Below are 20,948 nucleotides of genomic sequence, written 5' to 3' on the forward strand. Positions count from 1 at the left end.
GAGCGGTGCGCACCGGCGGTCGACGCTCCGGTCATACGGTCGTGCGTAGTCCGTTACCGGAGATGACCGACCCCGGCCGGGTGATCGACGGTACATCGTTACGCACGACCGTATCACTCCCCGAGCAGCGAGTCGACGAGCCGGGTGAACCGGTCGACGAGCCGCCCCGGGAGCGTCGGCCGCGCCCGCCGGAGGAGCCGGACGGTCCGTTCGCGGTGAGCGAGGTCGAGCACGACCCTGCCCCGGGAGTCTCGGTCCTCCACGACGAGCCCCGCGTCGGCCAGCCGTTCCACGTGCCAGGAGAGCGTGCTCCGGGCGATACCCACTCGTTCGGCGACCTCCGTCGCGGGCGTCCGGCCCGATTCGAGGAGCGTCCCGACGACGTCGGCGCTGGTCTCCCGGCGGAGGAGCGCGAGCGATCGGCGCTCCCAGGCGTCGAACGACGGCGGGTAGTAGTGGGTCCGGCCGTAGCAGTCCTCGGCGACGACCCGGTCGTCGAGCAGCCGCCGGAGGTGGTACTGGGCCTGTCCGGGGGCCATGTCGAGCCCGCGGACGAGCGCGTTGAAGTGGACGCCCGGGTCCGCGCGGACCCGCTCCGCGATACGCTGGCGGGCCGCCTCACCCCGCTCAGTCACCGTCCTCACCTCCGGGATCGCCGTGGCCGGCCGGCTCGAAGCGCTCACGCCCCCGTGGCGATTGCCGGGCGTTCCGGGCCGTGACGACCGCCGCGATGACGAGCCCGGCCATCGCCACGTCGAGCCCGTGTTCGAGGGTGTGGTGGGTCGCCGTACCGATGCTCCCCGTCATCGCGCCGACCGCCACCACCGTCCGGGCGAGCAGCGTCGCCAGCGCCAGCGCCACGAGCAGGTACGACCACGACCGCCGCCGGAGCAGCGCCACGAGCGCGAGGCCGACGAGGCCCGCGCTGGCGAGCCCGGCGAGCGACAGCACGAGCGCGAGCGCGAGATCGGAAGCCATCCGCGTCGCTACCGGTACGCTCCCGAGGCCTAAGCCGGTTCCGGTACCCGCTTCGGTATCTTCCGGGGCGTTACGCCCGTCGACCCAGCACGAGCGCCGTCAGCGCGAGCGCGGCGAGGCCGACCACCGGGCCGAACCCGGATCCGTCACCGCCGGTCACGGAAGGTGATGACGGGTCGTCGGTGGGCGAGCGCGTGTTCGACGGCGCGGACGAGGAGGTCGCTGTGGAGGCTGGGGTGGAAGTGGGGGTAACGGTAGCGGTCGCCGAGGGGGTCGGGGTGGCCGTGACGACGAGCGATCCCTGGTCGGGCGTCGGGGTCGGCGTCCGTCCGGGGAGGACCTTCTCGACGCCGAAGCGTGTCCCGACGGTCTCCTCGCCGGCCCGCACCGTGCGGTCGTCGTCGTCGAACCGACCGTCCCCGTCGTCGAGGTACGCCAGCGCCCACACGGAGAACGTGGCGTTCGCCGGGCGGTCGGCGAAGAACGACCCGTTCAGGTCGACGGTGACGTTCGTGTGGTCACCGGCGTCGAGCGGGGCCACGCCCACGACGTCGGCGGGGACGCCGCCCGAGGAGTTCCGGAGGACGACGTAGCCACGCTCGGGCAGGCGGACCGACCTGACCTCGGCGGTTCCGTCGGCGCTCCGCTGGATCCCCGCGCCGCTCGACGCGCCGACGTACGCGGTCGTCCCCCGACGGACGACGAGCGAGTCGCCGGCGACGCCGCCGAAGGACGTCAGCGGCGGGTCGATCCCGGGCTCGAACTCGCCGTCGCCGTCGTCGCCGTGCAGGGCGACGCGGAGCGTCGCGTTCCGCGGGAGGTCGGCCCACGCGTCCGGGGGGATCTCGACCGGGACGTCGTGGACGTCGCGGGTGCTGGCGCTGAACGGCCGGTGGGCGACGACCCGTTCCCCGTCGCCGTCGTCGGCGTAGACGACGACGAAGCCGTCCTCGGTGGCGAACACCGACTCCATCCGGACGACACCGTCCGCCGAGGCTTGCGGGTCCGCGCCCAGGTGGTTGATGCCGTGCCCCGTCGCGACCCCCGCGAGCGGGAGGGCGACCGCGAGGGCGACCAGCGCGAGGAGACCGACCTCGCTGGCGCTGGTCGTGGACCGGCGCATGAGGATGGATCGGACGGCCCGGCGGATAGCGTTGTCGACCGCCGCGAGCGGATCGAGCCGCGACCGCGGGGGCGACGGGGCGTGTGGTCGACTACTCGACCTCGATCGTCGCCGGCTCCATCCGGAGGAACGCCCGTTCGTACCCCTCGTGGCGGGCGACCTGCGGGGGGAGCGTCGGTGTCAGAGTGAGTTCGTCACCGGGCTCGACGGCGTCGTCCCCGAGGGTCGCGCCGTAGTGATAGCCGAGATCGGGGTCGAGCGTCCGGGTCAGGTCGCCCTCGAAGACGGTCCCGCCGTCCCGGGCGAGCGTCGCCTCCAGCCCCATCGCCGGCAGGACGATCCGGTTGTACGGCGTCCGGGCGGAGACCGCGAGGTACGGCCCCTCGCCCTCGACTCCCGACGGGGCCTCATCGAGGACGGTCGCGACGAGCCGCGCGTCGTCGCTCGTCGCCGTCCCCAGCACCCGCCCGGGGAGTTCGGACTCGGTCGGCGCGAGCGCCTGCGGCATTCCCACATCGGCGGGCCTGACCGCACCGCGCCGTCCGTAGGCGTCGAGTTCGCGGACCGTGATCTCCCGCCGCTGCTCCTCGTCGAACGCGAACGGTATCTCGACGGTCGCCGGCTCGCCGAACGCCCCCTCGAACGCGCCCGTCCGCCGGATTCGCAGCCCGCCGACGCTCACCCGGCAGACGTACTCGCCGTCGCCCTCCAGCCCGAAGTTCCCCCCGTAGTGAAAGCCCATCCGCTGGGAGAGCATCGGGTAGATCACCTCCTCGCTCACCAGTTCGCCGCCCCCGAGTATCTCGACGGAGACGCCCGCCTCGGGGAGCACCGTCCCCGTCTCCTCGTCCCAGACGACCGCCATCAGGTGGACGTCGCCGGAGCGCTCGATCCGCCGGAGGTCCGTCCCCGAGACGGTCCAGAAGACGTGCGGGGCCGCGTACATCAGCCCGGCACCGAACCGGCCGGAACTCCCCGTCCCCTGCATCGCCATCCCCTCCTGAAACCGCTGGACGTAGACCCCGTCGGGGAGGTCGGGTTCGCCGTCGTCCTCCGGCGTCGGCGTCCCGGTCGGAGCGGGGGTGGGCGTCCCCGCCGTCCCACCCCCGTTCGTCGTCCCCGTCCCGTCGCCGCCCGAGGCGGCACACCCCGTGAGCCCGCTCAGGCCGGCCAGACCCGCTCCCGCGAGGAACGCCCGTCGACGCATGGGTTCGAATTCGGCTCACGTCCGGTAAGTCGTTCTGGTACGACCCTCTAGGCGACCACGGGCCGCGAGACGGTCCAGAGCGAGACGAGTGTGAACGCGACCATCAGGGCGGTCAGCGGGACGTGCGCCCGACCGACGGGGCTCTCGGCTCCCGCACAGCGGACGAGAGCGGCGTGGGCGGCGACGACGGCGACGACGTGACCGAGGACGACCAGCGAGACCTGGAGTCCCCAGTAGGCGGGCAGCGAGAGCCACGCGGCGGGGTCGAGGGAGATCGACGCACCCGCCCGCCCGACCAGGAGTTCGATCAGATGGCCGGCGTTGAGGAGGAGGTAGTCGACGTTGTGTGCGAGTTCGTACGCCGCCGCGATGGGGAGGAGTGTCGGGGCCAGCCGTCGACCCGTCTCTCGCGTTCCGCGGCCCAGAACGCCCCCCGTGGCCCATCCGACGACGAGGAACGCCGCGAGGAAGAGCGCGAACCCGACGACGTAGAGGGGGAGCGCCGCCGCGAGTCCCGGACCGAACGCCTCCCTGGCGACCGCGGCGAGGGCCGCGAACTCGGGGGTCCCGCGGAAGCCGTCGAAGCTCACCGTGAACACCGCGGCGATCACGACGCCGACCTCGGGTACCGAAACGGGGTCGAGGGTTCCGCGCCAGGGCGGGCGGAGCCGCAGGTCGTACCCACCCCGGGGCGTGCGGCGGACGTCGAGCACGCGGACGCGCCCGAACAGGCCGTAGAGGACAGCGAGGGCGTCCGCGCGGTCGAACCACGCCGGCCCGAACGCCACCCCACCGAGGAGCATGAGGACCGCGTAGCCCGCGAGCAGCGCGGTCGTCGGGAGCGGCTCCCGCGGGACGACGGTGAGGGTCTCGACGAACCCCAGGAGGAGGACGCCGGCGACCGCCGGCCAGGCACCGAGCGGGTAGTCGTAGAGGGCGAGCGTTCGACCTTCGAGCCGGCAGAGTCCCACATAGAGGGTTCGCCACGGCGAGAGGACGCGCCAGGGGCTCCCCACGAGGACGGCGAGGACCGCGATACCCTTCAGCCAGAGCGGCCAGACGACGACCGTGGCGAGGTTCTCGAGCTGGGACTGCCTGCCGAGGGCTCCATCGAGGAGGACGACGACGAAGAGGAGGAGGAACCCCCCCCGCCCGAGAGCGCGGAGCGCCCGGGACGCGCCGGGGCCGATCCGTGCGAGCGGTCGGTCGACCGCCCCGACGGGCCGGTCGGCGACGGCGAGGTAGCCGGCCGTCGCCGCGACCGTCAGCCCCGCGCCGCCGAGCAGGAGCGACAGGGGGACGGGTGCGTCGAACTTCGAGCCGATTCCCGGGTGGGCGATCGCGACGCCAGAGATCGCGAGGAGTCCTCCCACGAGCCCGATAGTGATCGCGAGCGGACGGGACCCGCGTGGGACGCGACCCATGGGACCGCTCGGCTCGCTCGCCGTATGAGGGTAGTGGTACGCCCGTCGAACCCGCGACGTTCGTCCTCGACCGCCGGGGATCGACGGTTCGCATCGGAACGGTCGGTTGCCGATCACGATGGCGACGAGGGCGACCGTCGACACCGAGTCGTCCGTTCCGGTGACCGACATCCATATGTCCCTCTGCCCGGACCGACCGGGCGGATGGTCGACAGGTCTCCAGGGGTGCTGCTGTTCGTCGCCGTCGCCGTCCTCCTGCTGGTCGGTTCGATCGTCGGGCTAGCGGTGACGTCGACGACGCCGAGCCGCGTCGACGCCGGGGGATCGTCGCCCACGAGCGTCCCGGCGAACGCGAGCCTCGACGCGATACACGCGGCGGGCGTGACTGGGGCGAACGTGACGGTCGGCGTCGTCGATGTGACGGGGTTCGACCGGAGCGCCTCGACCCTAGACGGACGGATCCGGGGGGCACGTGCCTTCGGCGACGACGCGACGGTGGCCGCCGACGGATCGACGCACGGCACCGCGGCCGCCCGGACCGTCGCCGCGGTCGCGCCCGGCGCGGATCTCTATCTGGCGTCGTTCGACGGGACCGACGACTTCGCGCGGGCGGTCCGGTGGCTCGTCGCCAGGGACGTCGACGTCGTCGTCGCGCCGGTGTCGTTCTACGGACGGGCGGGCGACGGTCACGACGCCGTCTCGGCGGTCGCGGCGACCGCCCACGAGGCCGGCGTGGTGTTCGTCGCACCGACCGGCAACGTCGCCCGTGGCCACTGGCGGGGTGCCTACGATCGGGTCGACGACGGCCGCCTCGCCTTCGACGTCGGCCCCCGAAACTACCTCCGGGGCGACCGCGGCCGTCTCTCGGTGTGGCTCTCCTGGTCCGATCCCGCCGAGGACTACAGCGTCGACCTCTACTGGACGAACGGCGAGACGAGCAGCCGCGTCGCCACCTCGCGACGCTTCGCGGGCGATCGACCGACCGAGCGTATCGTCACCCGGGTCGGGGCCGGCACGTACTACCTGGTCGTCCGCGGGCCCGACCAGGCCACCGGCACCTCGCTTCGACTCGTCTCGCCGACCCACGAGTTCCAGCGCTACCGGCCCCGGGGGAGCGTCCTCGCGCCCGCCACGGGTCGGGGCGTGCTCGGGGTGGGGGCCTACGACCGGGCGGCCGACCGCGTCGCGCGCTACAGTTCGCGGGGGCCGACCGCCGACGGTCGCCGTGGCGTCGACCTGGTCGGCCCGGCCGACCCCACCGTCGCGTCCGTTCCCGACCGCTTCGCCGGCTCCTCGGCCGCCACGGCGTACGTCGGCGGTGTCGTCGCGCTCGTCCGCGGGACCGATCCGGACGCACCCCCGAGGGCGGTCGAGCGCCGCCTCCGTGCGGCCGCCGTCGACGTCGGTGCGAACGGTAGCGATACGGCCAGCGGGCGGGGCCTCGTCGACGCCCGGACGGCCGCACGGACGACGAACGCGACCCGGACGTCGCCAGAACGCCTCCTTCGTCCGCCGCCGATCCGAACGGGCGTACGGCTCCCGACGGTCGGTTCAACCGCGGTTGAAGCGACGGACAGAGGTTAGTGCTCGGCGGTCGGGGTGGCGGTAGAGCACGATGCCCGGATTCATCGACCGGCTACAGGGACCGACGGCGACGCCGGACGAGCGCCCGCGCGTCCTCGACATCCACGAGGCCGACGCCGACGAGGTGATCGACGCCCTCTCCTCGGAGACGCGGCGGGCGGTCCTCCGCGAACTGTTCGAGGAACCGGGGACGCCCTCGGAGATCGCCGACCGCGTCGACACGAGCGTCCAGAACATCAACTACCACATGACCGATCTCTCCGAGGCGGGTCTGGTCGAGGCGATCGACACCCGCTACTCCGAGAAGGGCCAGGAGATGACCGTCTACGGACCGGCCAACGATCCGATCGTCTTCGTCGGTGACGCCGAGACCCGGCCCGATCTGGAACGGTCCGTCCGCCGGGTCGTCGGCAGCGTGGCGCTGGTCGGCGTCGCCGCCCTGTTCGTCCAGTGGGGTGCCGAACGGCTCGCGAGACCCGCGCTCCGGAGCGGGACGGCCGGCCCGGCCAGCCACAACGCCCCGACCGCGCCGCCTGGCTCGCTCGCCTGGCTCGTCTTCGACGTCGTCGAACCCGGACTCGTCTTCTTCGTCTGCTGTCTCCTCGTCATGGCGGTCGCGCTCCTCCTCGACCGGTAACGTCTCCCGACGGGGGCCGGTAACCGGTCGCTCTCCGGTCGATACTGCGGGAGTCCGACGAGCGGCGTGTGCAGCGAGGCGTGTACACGGGGGCACGTGGTGGGCGAGAACGAACACGCGGTTTCGACGCGCCGGAGGTAAAAAGAGCGTGCCGCGGTCGTCTGACCCTACCGGGTGTTACCGACGGAGCAGTCGGACGAACCCGCCGATGGCGATGAGGCCGCCGAGACCGACCGATGCCAGCGGGAACGGGTCGACACCGCCGTTCGAGCTCGTCGTCCGTACTTCGAGCGGGTCGGGCGTCTCGGGATCGCTCGTCGCGACGGCGTCCGCCGACGAGCCCGCCTCGTCACCTCCGGACGATCCCGGTGCGGGCGTGGCCGTCCCGTTCGTCGGCGGGCGACTGCTCTCGAAGACGACGAGCGTCCCGGTGTCCCAGGCGTCGGGTTCGCCGGGCGTTCTCGCCTCGACCAGGTAGAGCGCGGCCGGGAGCGTCCGATCTACCGTCGTCCCGCTCGTGACCTCCGCCGGGCGGGTCTCGTTGCCCTCGCGGACGAGCAGCGTCGGTTCGTCGTCGCCGGCCCGGGCAGTCCGGAACAGGAGCGTCGCACGGTCGTCGCCGTCGGTGTCGCGGACGGTCGCGTTCAGGCGGTAGTCCGGGCCGGTCGTGTTCGTCACGGTGACGTTCAGCCGGTCGCCGCTCCCGAACGTGATCGGGATCCTCGCAGTCCGGTTCTGGTCGACCTCGACGCCGCCTAGAATCCGAACCTCGTCGGTACGGAGACAGCGCCGCTCGCAGGCAGCGAGTCGACCCGGCGCGGACGCGACCACTGTCTCCCTGTGGACCAGCCGCGCCTCGAACGTGGTGTTCGGGCCGTACCCCGCGAGGTCGAACGTCGCGCCGAACGTGCCGTTCTCCGCGACGGTCGCGTCGCTGTACGACTCCGTCCAGCGGACGCCCTCGGCCGACCCGTCGCCGGACGCCTCGAGGACCACCGTCACGTCCGACCCGGGGGCCAGCGAGGTCTCGCCGCGGACCGTCCGGTTGTCGGCGGCTACGAGCGTGAGCCGCTCACCCTCGTAGTCGAAGGAGGCCGTGGCGCTCTCGTTGCCGGCGGTCCCGTCCGCCTCGACGAACAGCGTATCCTCGGCGAGGACGCCACCGGAATCGGTGAGGATCACGCCGTACGAGGCCGGATCGAGCCCGCCGTCGAACGCGTCGGTCCGCTGGGTCGCATTCGTGACTCCGTCCGCTCCCCTGGCCGAGAGATACGAGCTCGCGTTCCCGTTGCCGGCCCTCGCGGTGTCGAGGGCGACGGTGACGGTTCCGTCCCCGTCGCGGTCGTGGAGCGTCGCGTTCGCGCCGAAGTTCAGGTCCCGGTCCCCGACCGAGAGGGTCGCGGCGTCGGTGCCGTCGGGGAGCCGCACCTCGATCGTCGCGACGTTCCCCGCGGTGGCGGTCCCGGCGTCGACGTCGGCCTCGGCGGCGGTGGCTGGTGCCGTCGCGTCCGCACTCGCGGCGACGATACCGGTCAGCGGACCGGTGACTACCAGCACGGCGAGCAGGACGGTGAGACGCCGGGCCGAGCCTCGTGGCCGAGCGAGGGTCACGGGATCACCCCCGTCGACGGGGAGGGACGGGGTAGCTGGCTAGCTGGGCGGGTGGCGGGACGGGCGGTGGAGGGCTGTCCCGCCGATCGGGCGGCGTTCGCTTCCTCGCACATTGCGTTCGGCCCGTGTGTCCGGGTGGAAAAACCTCCGGCGTTCGATTCAAGCGCGCCTGAAGCGACCGGGAGCCGGACGCCGCCCCGGAGAGGACAGCGCTTTCACCGAGTACGGCCAGAGACGGGACATGGGTCCGCGCCCCCGGACGCTCGTTGCCCTCCTCGCGCTCGTCGTCGCGCTCGGCGGCGTCGGAGCGTTCGCGCTCGCGTCGAGCGGTCCCGGTCTCACCGAGCGGTGGGTGAGCGACACCGGGAGCACCGTCCAGGGGAACCACCACGCGGTCGCGGCGGCCCGTATCGACGGCCAGGGGCTGGTGTTCGCTCCCATCGGCGGGCGCGGCGGCGGGTCCGGCTGTGCGCTCGTCGCCATCGACGCGGCGGGCGAGACGCTGTGGCGCGATCCGGTCCCGGCGGCGAACTGTACCATCCACGCGGTCGCCGACCCGACGGTCGCGAACTGGACCGGCGGCGAGCGTCCGGAGGTCCTCGCGGCGACGACCGAGCGCCGCGTGACCGCACACGACCCGCTGACGGGCGAGGAGACGTTCTCCTTTGCGCTCTCGGACTACGGCTACACCAGGCCGGTCGTCGAGGACGCGACCGGCGACGGGGACCCGAACCTCGTCGTCACGGACGTCCGCGGGACGGTGTTCGTCCTCGATTCGAGTGGAGCGGTCTGGAACCGGAGCTTCGGGTCGTACACGTGGGCACAGCCGACGGTCCTCGACGCCGACGGGGACGGGGAAAGCGAGGTGATCACGGGGTTCGACGACGGCCACGTCCGATCGCTCGACGGCGCGTCCGGCCGGGTCGAGTGGAACCGCTCGGTGGGGGAATCGGTGACGTGGCTGGCGGTCGGCGGGGACGCGAACGGCTCGGTGGTGGCGGTCGCGGCCACGTCCGACGGCCGGGTGGTCGCGGTCGACGGTGCCACGGGGGGGATACGGTGGTCGCGCGACCTCGGTTCGCTCGCGGCGGTTCGGGCGCTCGGCGACGCCGACGGCGACGGCGTCGTCGAGGTGTTCGCGACCGCACGCGACGGCGACCTCCGGTCGCTCGACGCCCGGACCGGCGAGACCGAGTGGACGACGACGCTCACGGGCGCGGACGTACAGATGACGCCCCCGCCGTCGCTCGGCGACCTCGACGGTGACGGGGATCCCGAACTGGTGGCGGTGACCAACGACGGCATCGTGCGGGTGCTCGATCCCGGTACGGGGAACGTCCGGGCGACCTACGAGCGCGACGCGAGCGTCTACACGCACGTCACGCTGGCCGATCTGGACGACGACGGAAGAGCCGAGGTGTACGTCCCCTACGGGGACGGCCGGGTGGTTGCGCTGCAGTTCGGGTAGTGTATACTGGACTACTCGACCTCGACGTCCTCGTAGAGTTCGTCGAAGTCGATCTCCTCATCCCGTCTCTCGAGTGCCAGCTCCATGTCGCGGCGGCGGCGACGGCGGTCTTCGCGGTGACTCTTCTGCACGCGGCCACGCTTCGTGTCGGCCATTACGTGCTATACGTTGTCACACATCACTATATACTTGTTGGCTCTTGCCACGCTTGCCTCGTCGCTCCTCGTCGGTCGCAGCGGTCGGCGGAGGAGATATCGGCGCGGGTGCGGGCCGCGGCTCGGCGTTCAGGAAGTCCCGACGAGCGCCTCGGGCGGGTCCCCGGGCAGCCGGTCGCGGTCGTGCGGTGCCTCGAAGTCGAGGTCCGGACCGACCGCGACGAACCCGGTCGGGTTGATGTCCGTGTGGGTCGTGTAGTAGTGCTCCTTGATGTGGTCCATGTTCACCGTCTTCGCCACGCCCGGAACCTGGTAGACGTCGCGCAGGTACGGCCAGAGGTGGTCGTACTGGCTGATCAGCTTCCGGTTACACTTGAAGTGGGTGTGGTACACCTGGTCGAATCGGACGAGCGTGGCGAACAGCCGGAGGTCGGCGAGGGTGAGCCGGTCGCCGACGAGGTAGCGCTGATCGGCGAGCACGGCGTCCCACTGGTCGAGCGCGTCGAACAGCTCCTCGACGGCCCGTTCGTAGGCCTCCTGGGTCCCGGCGAACCCCGCCCGGTAGACGCCGTTGTTGATCGGATCGTAGATGGCGTCGACGGCCTCGTCTATCTCCCCGCGCATCCCCTCCGGGTAGAGGTCGACGCCGTTGCCGAGGTGGTCGAGAGCCGTCGAGAGCATCCGCATGACCTCGATGGACTCGTTGTTGACGATGGTCCCCTCCTCCGTGTCCCAGAGGACGGGGACCGTCACGCGGCCGGTGTAGTCCGGATCGGCGGCGACGTAGGCCTCCCCGAGGTAGTCGAACCCGTCGACCGTGTCGGGCGTACAGCCGTCCTTCTCGGGGGTGAACTGCCAGCCGCGCTCGTCCCGGTAGGGGTCGACGACGTCCATCGAGACGCTCTCCTCGAGCCCCATCAGCGACCGGACCAGTACGGCCCCGTGGGCCCACGGGCACGCCCGGGAGATGTAGAGGTGGTATCGACCCGATTCGGCGGGGAACTCCTCGCCCAGGCGGTCGCGGAACGTCGTCTCCTCGCGGTCGAACTCGCCCTCGTCGTCGGCGAGCTCGTAGGCGTCGGTGCGCCACTCGCCGTCCACGAACATGTTGACCATCGGTACCGGGAGTTGGGGCTACACCCGGAAAAGCCTCGTCGTGACGCGGGGGTAACCGGGTGGCCCGGGTCCCGAGTGTGCCCTGTGAGACGGTCACTCGGTCGCGGGATCCCTTCGAAGGCTTTATTCACGAACTCGCCGTTCTCTCACGCAATATGGCCGACAAACCCGCCTCGATGTACCGGGACATCGACAAGCCCTCGTACACCCGACGGGAGTACATCACCGGCATCCCGGGGTCGAAGATCGCGCAGTACAAGATGGGCCGTATCGACAAGGACGAGGACGAGTATCCGGTCCAGATCTCGCTCGTCACCGAGGAGGCCGTCCAGATCCGACACGGCTCGCTCGAGAGCGCCCGTCTCTCGGCGAACCGCCGGCTGCTGAAGGTGCTCGGCGAGAACGGCGACTACAAGATGATCCTCCGGAAGTTCCCCCACCAGGTACTCCGGGAGAACAAGCAGGCGACCGGCGCGGGCGCGGACCGCGTCTCCGACGGGATGCGCCAGTCGTTCGGGAAGGTCGTCGGCACCGCCGCCCGGATCGGCGCGAACGACCGTATCTTCACCGCGTGGTGTCACCCCGACGACGCCCCCGCCGTCAAGGACGCGTTCCGCCGTGCGTACAACAAGATGACGCCCCCCTGCCGCATCGTCGTCGAGCGCGGCGAGGAACAGCTCATCTCGTAGACTGCCAGCGGCTCTCCTACCCGTTCCCCGTCCGTGAGCGGTGCGACCACCCCGTGATCGACGCTACCCGAGCCTGATCGGTTCCTCGCTCTGCCGAAACCCCACCTCGACCCGGTCGCCGACCTCGAACCCGTGACCGGGGTGAACGACCTTCGCGCCGAACCCCGGATCGCGGGCACAGAACAGCGAGATCCCCGTGACGCGCTCGCCGTTCGCCAGCACGTCGAACGATCCCCACTCGACGGTCCGTTCATCTACCTCCCCGACCTCGTATCCCAGCAGCGATACGGTACCGTCTCGATCGCCGCCCTCGCCGAGGAGGCCGCCGCCCTCGTAGTGAGCGAGGCCGCCGTCGAGGACGCCGCCGCCGTCGGCGGCCACGCCGACCCACTCCCCGGAGTCACTGCGGGGCGAGTCGAGGACCACGTACGTCTCCCCGCGCTCGACGACGGTCCCGGTCCCGTCCCACGCGAGCGGTCGAGGATCGGCGGGGACCGAGAGCGGGAGCGACCCGCCCGCCCGGAGGAGGTGCTGGTCGCGTCGGCGGAACCCCAGGTGGACGTGGTCGTCGACCCACGGGGCGAAGAAGCCCGAGCGGACGAACCGGCCGAGCGGGTCGCCGACCTCGACCCGTTCGCCCGGCGAGACGGAGGGGTCGACGTGCAGCATCCGGGCGACGTATCCGTCGCCCGTGGTCCCCGCGTCGAACCCGGACGACCCGGTGTCGACGTCCACGAGGAGGATGTGATCGGTCGCCTCCGCGTACTCCTTCCGCGGGACCCGCCGTTCGTGACTATCCAGGACCTCCCCCGCGACGGGCGAGGGGGCCACGTCGTCATCCCTGTCCGGGTCACGGTAGAGGTCGACGGCACGTCCCCGGTCGTGGGCCGGGTAGGGGGAGTTGTAGAGCGAGAATCGCACGAACGGCGAGAGCGCGCGCTCGGGGAGTCGAACCCGCGCCCCGCCCGGGTCGTCGATCATCGACGGCCGTTCGCCGGGGGGCGGTTTAGCCCCGTCGACCGACCCACGGGACCGACCGTCCGCGGTCGTCGCAGGTGCAAGCAACGCGACCTTGTTCCGGGAGAGTAGTAGTGTGGATAGGTTCCAATGGTAAACAAGACGACTGCGGACGAGCTGGCGACGATGCTGGAGGAGGACGAACGGTTCACCCTCGTCGACACCCGCCCCGAGGAGAGCTACGAGGCGTGGCACGTCCCGGGGGCCGAGAACGTCCCGTACGACCCCCAGGAGGGGCTGAGCGAGTCGACGGCCGACCGGGTGGCCGAGCTCGCCGACGGGGGCCCGCTCGTGGCTATCTGCGGGAAGGGACTGAGTTCGACCCCGTTCGCGTTCGACCTCGAAGCGCACGGTTTCGAGGAGGTCTCGGTCGTCGAGGGCGGGATGGAGGACTGGAGCGAGGTGTACGAGGTCGTCCCCATCGAGACCCCCCACGAGGACCTGATGGTGCGCCAGCTACAGCGGCGGGCGAAGGGCTGTCTGGGTTACGTCGTCGGGTCGCGCGAGGCGAACGAGGCGGCGGTCGTGGACGTCACGCGCCAGGCCGACGAGTTCGCGGTCGCGGCGCAGGCGTCGGGGCTCGCCATCACGCACGTGTTCGACACGCACGTCCACGCCGATCACGTCTCCGGCGGCCCCGACCTCGCCCGGACCCTCGACGTTCCCTACCACCTCGGTGAGCGGGCCGAGGAGCGCGACGTCGAGTACGAGTACGAACCCCTCGCTGACGGCGAGGTCCTCGAGGTCGGCGGCGTCGAGATCGAGGCGCTGGAGACGCCGGGCCACACCACGGAGATGGTGAGCTACCTCGTCGACGGCGAGTACCTCCTCACCGGCGACACGCTGTTCGTCGACTCCGTGGGGCGGACCGAACTCCAGTTCGGCGAGGCCGACGCCGAGCGGGGTGCCGAACTGCTGTACGACTCGCTCCAGTCGATCCTCGATCTCCCCGACGACACCACCGTCCTCCCGGGCCACGCCACGGTGTCCGCGGACGGCCGGTACGAGACCGGCGAGCCCGGCGAGCCGATCGCGGCGCGGCTGGGCGACCTGCGTGAGTCGCTCGACCTCCTCGGGCTGGACAGGGAGGCGTTCGTCGAGCGCGTGACGTCGGACACCCCCGAGAAGCCCTCCGGCTACGAGACGGTCATCGACGTGAACCGGGGGACGGAGACGGTAGGCGAGGACGAAGCGCGGGAGCTCGAGACGGGACCGAACAACTGCGCGGCCTGAGCGGTCCCCCCGGATCTCCCGTCCACCGCGAACGCGACCCTTTAGCCGACGGCCCGCCGAGGGGGATCGATGCGCGTCCTCAGGGGCCGGGCTACGACTATCGAGGAGGATCGGGCGGTCACGCGTGCGCTCGCCGGCGACGTCGAGGCGAGCGGCGAGCCGACTGTCCGCGCGTGGACGCCCCACCGACAGGTCGCGTTCGGCCGGCGCGACGCCCGGAGCGACGGGTACGGGCGGGCGAAGCGGGCGGCCGAGGAGCGGGGGTTCCCGACCCACGAGCGCGACGTTGGGGGACGGGCCGTCGCCTACACCGGGAACACGGCCGCGTTCGTCCGCGTCGAACCCGTCGCGGACGTTCGCGGTGGAACCGACGAGCGGTACGACCGGATCGTCGCCGAGCTCCGCGGGGCGCTCGCGTCACTCGACGTCGAGGCGTGGGAGGGTGAGCCCTCCGACGCGTTCTGTCCGGGGGCGCACTCGCTGTCGACGGACGCGGGCAAGGTCGTCGGGGTCGCACAGCGGGTCCGCCAGGGATCTGCCGCAGTCGCCGGTATCGTCCTCGTCCGGGACCACGACGAGATCGTTCGTGTTCTCGATCCCGTCTACGAGGCGCTCGGGGTCCCCTTCGACCCGGGGAGCGTTGGGAGCGTCGCGACGTCGGGGGGTCCCGCGGACTCCGAACGGGTGGCCCGGGCGGTGGAGTCGGCGCTCGTGGGCGACCGGGACGCGCGCGTCGAGCGGGTCCGGTAACACCAGCGGATTCCGGCAGCGGTATACCGCCTCGGCGTAGTCGTCCGCGTAATGCTCATCACGAACGCGGCGCTCGCCGACGGCCGCGAGGCCGACGTGCGGGTGTCCGGCGAGTCCATCGCCGCCGTGGGCGACCTCGACCCCGAGCGGGAGGAGGACGTCATCGAGGCGGAAGGGAACCTCCTGCTGCCGGGGATGGTCGACGTCCACGTCCACTTCCGCGAGCCGGGCCACCCCGACAAGGAGACGTGGTCCTCGGGGTCACAGAGCGCCGCGGCCGGCGGCGTCACCACGGTGGTCGACCAGCCGAACACCGACCCGCCGACGGTCTCGGGGGAGGCGTTCGACGAGAAGGTCGAACTCGCCGCGCCGTCGTGTGTGGACTACGGCATCAACGGCGGCGTCACGCCCGACTGGGACCCCGACTCGCTGTTCGACCGCCCGCTGTTCGCGCTCGGTGAGGTGTTCCTCGCCGACTCGACGGGGAACATGGGGATCGAGGCCGACCTGTTCGAGTCGGCGCTCCGGCGGGCCACCGACGAGGGCGTCACGGTCACCGTCCACGCCGAGGACGCCGATCGGTTCGACGAGAGCGTGCTGCCCAGCAGCACGGGAAACGCGAGCGGTGACGAGCCGCGAGCGCGCGACCGCGGCGACGAGGACTACGACGCGTGGTCTGCCTACCGCCCCCCCGAGGCCGAACTCGCGGCGATCGAGCGGGCCTGCGAGGTCGCCGAGGACGTCGGCGCGCGCATCCACGTCGCACACACCTCCACGCCGGAGGGTGCCGACGTCGCGAGCGAGGCCGGAATGTCCACCGAGGTCACGCCGCACCATCTGTTCCTCTCGCGGGACGATCTCGACGATCTCGGCACCTTCGGTCGGATGAACCCGCCGCTGCGTTCGGAGGAACGCCGCGAGGCGCTCTGGGAGCGGCTGGTCGACGGCACCGTCGACATCGTCGCGACGGACCACGCCCCACACACCCGACTGGAGAAGGACCGGAGCGTCTGGGAGGCCCCCTCGGGCGTTCCCGGCGTGGAGACTGCCCTGCCGCTGCTGCTGAACGCGGCCCGCGAGGGCGACATCGGCTACGAGCGGGTCAGGGACGTGACGGCCGCCAACCCCGCCGAGCGGTTCGGCCTCGACCGCAAGGGCCGCATCGAGACCGGCCGGGACGCCGACCTCGTCCTCGTCGACCCCGAGTCGGCGCGACCCATACACGGCCCGGACCTCCACTCGCGCTGTGGCTGGTCGCCGTTCGAGACCTTCGAGGGCGTGTTCCCCGAGTGGACGATGGTCCGGGGTCGGTTCGTCTACCACGAGACGGGAACCGGCGCGACCGGAACGGGCGGCCCGGATACGGTCTTCCGCGAGGGCGTGGGGCGGAACGTCAGAGCGTCCGAGTAGGCCGCCGGGCGATTCGGCGGCAGATCGATGATTCCGATCCCGTGGAGCGATTGCTCCCCCTGGCGTCGTTTCGAGGGAATCCCCGTGGAACGCGTCTGCGAGTAGAGTGTGAGTGGCTATGAAGCCCCGACAGGGCACGTCCGGCCTCACGAGTCGATGGGGACACAAGAGTCATCACGTCGACGGCCGGATCGGTCACCGATGGGGTGGCGACGGGCGTTACTCGGGCTCTGTCTGGCCGTACTGGTTCTCCTCGCCGGCTGTACCGCGCCGTTCCCCGGCGGTGTCGATCGGTCCACCGACGAGAGGAGGGCCACGCCGGGAGAAACCGAGACGGGGACAGTCGCCGAGACGGCGACGGCCGGGACGGGAACGGTGACCGGAGCGGGGACGGTGACCGAAGCGGGAACGGACGCGGGGTTCGAGACGGGGACCAACAGGGGCACGGGAAGCGCGGGGGTGTCCACGGACCCCTACGGCGGGGAGACGCTCGTCGTCGCGGTCGAGGACCCGGGGGACGGGTCGCGCGAGTACGCGCCCCTGGTCCATCGGGCGCTCGACTACTGGGAGGCCAACGCCTCGCGATACGCCGGGTACGAGGTCTCCTATCGGCTCGATCCCGACTCCGCCGACCCCGACGTCGTGGTCTCGGTCGTCGAGCACATCGAGGACTGCGGCTCCGAGGACGACCACTCCGCCGGCTGTGCACCGCTGATCACTCGACCGGCGGAGTTCTCCCCACCGATCCGCGTCCGCGTGGTCGACGGGCTCTCCGACGAGTCGACCGTCCGGGTACTGATACACGAGTTCGGCCACACGCTCGGACTCGGACACGACGACGAACCACAGCCGATCATGCAGGCGAGGGGACGACTCGCCACCCTCCCCCGTCAGGACGCCATCAACCGGTCGTTCGCGTGGGAGAACCGGACGCTCGCCGTCCACGTCGGCGTCGGCGAGGACGCCGGCGACCGGACGACCGTCGACCGCCAGGTCGCGGAGACGCTCGCGTACTTCGACCGCGGGGCCGAGGAGACCGTCCCCGAGAACGTGTCGTTCGTCCGGACGGGGAACCGGACGACCGCGGACGTGGTAGTACAGGTCGGCGGGACGAACCCCTGCGAGCGCGAGACGGGCTCGTGCCGTCGGATCAGGGGTCTCGACCCCGACGCCGACGGGCGACTCGAAACCTACGACCGGCTCGAGGTGTACGTCGTCGGTCTCGATCCCGAGGCGGTCGGCTGGCACGTCGGCCGCCACCTCGGCTACGCGCTCGGGCTGACCGACGACACCGACTACCCCGAACCGCTCCGGACCTCCGCCAGTTACGGGGAGCGCCGGAGCGAGTGGTGGGAGTAGCGAGGCGCGAAGCGCCTCGAAAAGACGAGCGGGGAGCGGAGCGACCCGCGAGTAGCGAGGCCGCAGGGAGCGTCAGCGATCGAGGCCTCGGACCGAACGGCGAACGGAGTGAGCCGTGGACCCGCGAGCGGTAGCGAGGCCGACTGGAGCGAGCCTCCGTACCTTCAGCGCCAGAGCGTCGAGACGCGGGCGTTCTCCTTGAGATCGATCCCGGAGTCGGGGACGACCAGCGGGATCCGTGGGAGTTCGGCCACGCGGAGCGTCGGGTGGAACGCCCCGCGCTCGACCAGTTCGGCCCGCGGTGCGAGCGTCACCGGCTCCCCGGCGTCGAGACGCTCGTTGTGCTCGAGGAGGTAGATCCCTCCGTCGAGCTCCCACCAGCCGTAGTCGTCGTCCGGATCGCGCTTCTCGGGATCGAGTTCGGTCGTCTCCGCGGGCGTGAGTTCGCCGCCACCGAAGTCGACCTGCCCCGGTCCGGTCGGCTCGTGGACCGACGCGACGGTCAGGTCCAGCCCCGGGCCCCCGGTCTGTGTCGACTCGTGGACGATACCCGACACCGCGTCTACGAGGTCGGACATGGACGGCCCCACGGACGCGAGGCTCAAGTGTGCTGTCCCGGCTCCACTTTCCGATGTTCCTCCGGTCGACGAGCCCCCGACTTTCGCTGTCTCTCGGTATCAGTCGCTCACGGCTCCGGTTCCGATCCCTCATTCGGGTCTCCGAACCCGTCTTCCCACCGGAACGTCCCGTCGCGCTGGACGACTTCGCCGTCGACCTCCAGCCGCGCGTCCTCGCTCACGTCGGTGATCATGTCGACGTGGACGGCCGAGTCGTTGGCCTCCTCCTCCTGTCCTTCGGGGAAGTTCGACTCGTAGGCCCGGCCCAGCGCCAGGTGGACGGTGTCGCCCATCTTCTCGTCGAAGAGGATGCTGTCGGTGAACCGGTCGATGCCGCGGTTCATCCCGATGCCGAGTTCGCCCAGCCGTCGAGCGCCCTCGTCGGTCTCGAGGGCCTCGGTCAGCGCCTCCTCGCCCTGTGCGGCCGAGTGGTCGACCACCTCGCCGCCCTCGAAGGTCAGGTGGACGTCCCGCACCCGACGCGAGCTGATGGTCATCGGGACGTCGAAGTAGACCTCCCCCTCCGTCGCGTACGGTGCCGTGAACACCTCTCCCGAGGGGAGGTTGTGCGAGTCGTACTCGACGCTCGCCGCCGAGTTCACCGCCACCCGGCCCTCGATCGACATCGTGAGGTCGGTGTCTTCCTTCACGAGCCGGACCTCGCTCCCCTCGTCGAGTATCTCCTTCATCCTCGTCATCTCCTCGGCCAGCGACTCCCAGTCCCGGAGCACGGCCTCGTAGACGAAGTCGCGGTACTCCTCGAACGCCATGCCGGCCTGCTGTGCCCCGGCCCGCGTGGGGTGGACGGTACTCACCCACTTCGTGTCCATCCGTGCCTCTCGAATGCCCTGCTGAGCGCGCGCGGCGGCCTGGCGTGTCTCGCCCGGGACGTCCGCCGTCGCGGTGGTGTTGCGCGGCCCCCCCAGAAAGAGCACCGCGTCGGCGTTCTCGTAGAGCGCGAGTTCGTGGTCCGGATCGGCGTCGAACTCCCCCTCGTGCACCCGGAGGTACGCCCGCGAGAACTCCTCGGAGGCGTAGGTGGTGAGGGGGTTCGCCCCGCGCTTCCCGAGCTCCTCGGCCACGGCCACCGCGAGGTCGTGAGCGCCCTCGCCGACGGAGACCACGACGTCCTCGCCGGCCTCGATTCGTGCGCTCCAGTCGACGAGCGTCTCCGCGTGCTCGTGTATCCGGGGATCCATACGCGCGGTTCGGTCGGGTGCCCGATAACGGTTTGCAGGCCCCCGGCTGAACCGGGGTCGCACTCGGACCGGCCCGCGCGAACCGGCAGGCCAGGCCGGAGCCGACAGGCCGAGACGCTGACGGTGCGAACGTCGTTCCGTGAGCGACGACTCGGCCCCCGAGTACGACATCGACTTCCGAGCGCATCCCGAGGCGTACGAGGTCGGCCGCGGAGAGCGGGGTGCCTTCAAGATCCAGCCCTACAAGGACGAGATCCTGCCGCTGTGGGGTGTCGCGACCCTGGACGCCGCCGAGGAAGGCGCGAGATAGCGCCCGTCTACAGGGAGTACCTCGACCGGGTACGCGAGGACGACGTCTATCAGCGGATGCGCGAGGAACACGAGGAACGATACGGCTGACCGACGGTGGTACGGGATCGCCCCGTCGGATTCTTGACCGCGGGTCCCGAGACGGGAGACGTGACAGAGGGGAACCTCCGACTCGCGGTCGCCACGGACGCCGAGACGCTCTCTCGCATCCGCGACCCGCTCGCGGAGCGGGGTATCCACGCCGAGTTCGTCCCGACGGGCGAGCGGACGGTCCCCCTCGATCCGGTGGGCGAGGAGTTCGAGGGGTTCGACGTCGGGTTCGTCTTCCCGACCCGGATCGCGGAGGGCGGCGTCGTCGACGCGCTGCTCGGCGTGCCGTGGGTGAACGACCGCGAGGCGGTGCTCCGCTCGCGGCACAAGGCCGAGGCGCTCGCCCGTCTCTCGCGGGCGGGCGTCCCTATCCCGAGGACGGTGATGGTCTCGAACCCCGTCGAGGAGTCCGCCCTCCGGGAGGTCTGGGACCGGTTCGACCCGCCGGTGGTGGTCAAGCCCAACTCGACGACCCGCGGCGTGGGCGTGGCGAAGGTGGGGGACCTCGACTCCTTCCTGGGGGTCGTCGACTACCTCGATCTGGTCCACGACTACCGTGCCACGGGCGATCGCTCCTTTCTCGTCCAGGAGTTCCTGCCCGACGCGCGGGACTACCGGGTGATGTGCACCGAGGGGGAGTACGCGGGCGCGGTCGAGCGGCGACTCCCCGACGCCGTCCTCGACTCGGGCGGGTGGAAACACAACGTCCACCGGGGAGCCGAGGCGACGGGCGTTCGCCCGCCCGCCGAGCACCGCGAGGTGGCCGAGGCGGCGGCGCGGGCGCTCGGGATCCCGTGGCTCGGCGTGGACCTGCTGGTCTCCGGGGAGCGGGTCGTGGTGAACGAGACGAACGCGCGGCCGACGGTCGACGCGGCGACGAAGTACGAGGACGGGTTCTACGACGGGCTAGCCGGACTGATCCGTGGGACGGCCGCGGACGGCGGGTCCCGGGACGAGGCGTTCTGAACCGCG

The 20,948-nt window shown here is 71.4% G+C and carries 21 protein-coding genes; 10 read left to right on the forward strand and 11 right to left on the reverse strand.

The genetic code is table 11. From position 1 onward, the window contains the following. Window positions 1-113: 113 nt before the first annotated feature. From WDJ58_RS19515 to WDJ58_RS19535, 5 genes are all read right to left on the reverse strand, one after another. Window positions 114-635: a winged helix-turn-helix transcriptional regulator gene (locus tag WDJ58_RS19515; RefSeq protein WP_338914975.1), complete on the reverse strand. Its 522-nt coding sequence runs from the start codon at window positions 633-635 to the stop codon at window positions 114-116. Further along, window positions 628-978 (reverse strand): DUF7471 family protein, encoded by a 351-nt coding sequence (locus WDJ58_RS19520; RefSeq protein WP_338914976.1) that lies wholly within the window; start codon window positions 976-978, stop codon window positions 628-630. The genes WDJ58_RS19515 and WDJ58_RS19520 overlap by 8 nt, the downstream gene beginning before the upstream one ends. 70 nt (window positions 979-1,048) lie before the next feature. Then, entirely contained in the window at window positions 1,049-2,101 is a 1,053-nt protein-coding gene (locus WDJ58_RS19525; RefSeq protein ID WP_338914977.1) for a DUF7282 domain-containing protein, read from the reverse strand. Between the two features lie 91 nt (window positions 2,102-2,192). After that, window positions 2,193-3,308 (reverse strand): DUF7350 domain-containing protein, encoded by a 1,116-nt coding sequence (locus tag WDJ58_RS19530; protein ID WP_338914978.1) that lies wholly within the window; start codon window positions 3,306-3,308, stop codon window positions 2,193-2,195. Between the two features lie 47 nt (window positions 3,309-3,355). Next, the gene (locus WDJ58_RS19535; RefSeq protein ID WP_338914979.1) at window positions 3,356-4,732 is read right to left on the reverse strand and encodes a hypothetical protein; all 1,377 of its coding nucleotides are present in this window, start codon (window positions 4,730-4,732) and stop codon (window positions 3,356-3,358) included. 204 nt (window positions 4,733-4,936) lie between these two features. Between WDJ58_RS19535 and WDJ58_RS19540 the strand changes: the two genes are divergently transcribed. Continuing rightward, window positions 4,937-6,316 carry a S8 family serine peptidase gene (locus tag WDJ58_RS19540; RefSeq protein ID WP_338914980.1) on the forward strand — a complete coding sequence of 460 codons (1,380 nt, stop codon included), beginning with the start codon at window positions 4,937-4,939 and terminating at the stop codon, window positions 6,314-6,316. Between the two features lie 31 nt (window positions 6,317-6,347). Further along, a complete protein-coding gene (locus WDJ58_RS19545) occupies window positions 6,348-6,953 on the forward strand; it encodes an ArsR/SmtB family transcription factor (RefSeq protein WP_338914981.1) in 606 nt (201 codons plus the stop codon). 177 nt (window positions 6,954-7,130) lie between these two features. On the opposite strand, the gene WDJ58_RS19550 is transcribed toward WDJ58_RS19545, so the two are convergent. After that, complete coding sequence (locus WDJ58_RS19550) at window positions 7,131-8,564, reverse strand: BGTF surface domain-containing protein (protein ID WP_338914982.1); 1,434 nt, start codon at window positions 8,562-8,564, stop codon at window positions 7,131-7,133. Between the two features lie 241 nt (window positions 8,565-8,805). Between WDJ58_RS19550 and WDJ58_RS19555 the strand changes: the two genes are divergently transcribed. Next, window positions 8,806-10,032: a PQQ-binding-like beta-propeller repeat protein gene (locus tag WDJ58_RS19555; RefSeq protein ID WP_338914983.1), complete on the forward strand. Its 1,227-nt coding sequence runs from the start codon at window positions 8,806-8,808 to the stop codon at window positions 10,030-10,032. An 11-nt stretch (window positions 10,033-10,043) separates the two neighbouring features. Here the strand turns inward: WDJ58_RS19555 and WDJ58_RS19560 are convergent, their stop codons facing one another. Together WDJ58_RS19560 and WDJ58_RS19565 are read right to left on the reverse strand one after the other, a co-directional pair. Continuing rightward, complete coding sequence (locus WDJ58_RS19560) at window positions 10,044-10,187, reverse strand: hypothetical protein (protein ID WP_338914984.1); 144 nt, start codon at window positions 10,185-10,187, stop codon at window positions 10,044-10,046. 129 nt (window positions 10,188-10,316) lie between these two features. Beyond that, a complete protein-coding gene (locus tag WDJ58_RS19565; RefSeq protein WP_338914986.1) occupies window positions 10,317-11,303 on the reverse strand; it encodes a glutathione S-transferase family protein in 987 nt (328 codons plus the stop codon). Window positions 11,304-11,458: 155 nt separating this feature from the next. On the opposite strand from WDJ58_RS19565, the gene WDJ58_RS19570 reads away from it, so the two are divergent. Next, window positions 11,459-11,992: a 50S ribosomal protein L16 gene (locus WDJ58_RS19570; protein WP_338914987.1), complete on the forward strand. Its 534-nt coding sequence runs from the start codon at window positions 11,459-11,461 to the stop codon at window positions 11,990-11,992. Between the two features lie 63 nt (window positions 11,993-12,055). On the opposite strand, the gene WDJ58_RS19575 is transcribed toward WDJ58_RS19570, so the two are convergent. Further along, window positions 12,056-12,973: a hypothetical protein gene (locus tag WDJ58_RS19575; RefSeq protein WP_338914988.1), complete on the reverse strand. Its 918-nt coding sequence runs from the start codon at window positions 12,971-12,973 to the stop codon at window positions 12,056-12,058. A gap of 126 nt (window positions 12,974-13,099) precedes the next feature. Between WDJ58_RS19575 and WDJ58_RS19580 the strand changes: the two genes are divergently transcribed. The 4 genes from WDJ58_RS19580 to WDJ58_RS19595 all read left to right on the forward strand — a co-directional run bounded on the left by WDJ58_RS19580 (window position 13,100) and on the right by WDJ58_RS19595 (window position 17,761). After that, window positions 13,100-14,242 (forward strand): MBL fold metallo-hydrolase, encoded by a 1,143-nt coding sequence (locus WDJ58_RS19580; RefSeq protein ID WP_338914989.1) that lies wholly within the window; start codon window positions 13,100-13,102, stop codon window positions 14,240-14,242. Window positions 14,243-14,311: 69 nt separating this feature from the next. Beyond that, complete coding sequence (locus tag WDJ58_RS19585) at window positions 14,312-14,992, forward strand: lipoate--protein ligase family protein (protein ID WP_338914990.1); 681 nt, start codon at window positions 14,312-14,314, stop codon at window positions 14,990-14,992. A gap of 51 nt (window positions 14,993-15,043) precedes the next feature. Beyond that, window positions 15,044-16,402, forward strand: a complete 1,359-nt coding sequence (locus tag WDJ58_RS19590) for a dihydroorotase (RefSeq protein WP_338914991.1) — start codon at window positions 15,044-15,046, stop codon at window positions 16,400-16,402. A 201-nt stretch (window positions 16,403-16,603) separates the two neighbouring features. Next, on the forward strand, window positions 16,604-17,761 hold the full coding sequence (locus WDJ58_RS19595; protein WP_338914992.1) for a matrixin: 1,158 nt from the start codon (window positions 16,604-16,606) through the stop codon (window positions 17,759-17,761). Between the two features lie 164 nt (window positions 17,762-17,925). Here WDJ58_RS19595 and WDJ58_RS19600 read toward each other — a convergent pair whose 3' ends face one another. Next, the gene (locus tag WDJ58_RS19600; protein WP_338914993.1) at window positions 17,926-18,339 is read right to left on the reverse strand and encodes a dCTP deaminase; all 414 of its coding nucleotides are present in this window, start codon (window positions 18,337-18,339) and stop codon (window positions 17,926-17,928) included. Window positions 18,340-18,446: 107 nt separating this feature from the next. Next, complete coding sequence (locus WDJ58_RS19605) at window positions 18,447-19,577, reverse strand: aminopeptidase (protein WP_338914994.1); 1,131 nt, start codon at window positions 19,575-19,577, stop codon at window positions 18,447-18,449. Window positions 19,578-19,716: 139 nt separating this feature from the next. On the opposite strand from WDJ58_RS19605, the gene WDJ58_RS19610 reads away from it, so the two are divergent. Beyond that, the gene (locus WDJ58_RS19610) at window positions 19,717-19,887 is read left to right on the forward strand and encodes a DUF4385 family protein (RefSeq protein WP_338914995.1); all 171 of its coding nucleotides are present in this window, start codon (window positions 19,717-19,719) and stop codon (window positions 19,885-19,887) included. 149 nt (window positions 19,888-20,036) lie between these two features. Next, window positions 20,037-20,942: an ATP-grasp domain-containing protein gene (locus WDJ58_RS19615; protein ID WP_338914996.1), complete on the forward strand. Its 906-nt coding sequence runs from the start codon at window positions 20,037-20,039 to the stop codon at window positions 20,940-20,942. Window positions 20,943-20,948 lie beyond the last annotated feature (6 nt).

The sequence above is a fragment of the Salinirubellus litoreus genome (genome assembly GCF_037335815.1).
In the GTDB taxonomy this organism is placed as follows: domain Archaea; phylum Halobacteriota; class Halobacteria; order Halobacteriales; family Haloarculaceae; genus Salinirubellus; species Salinirubellus litoreus.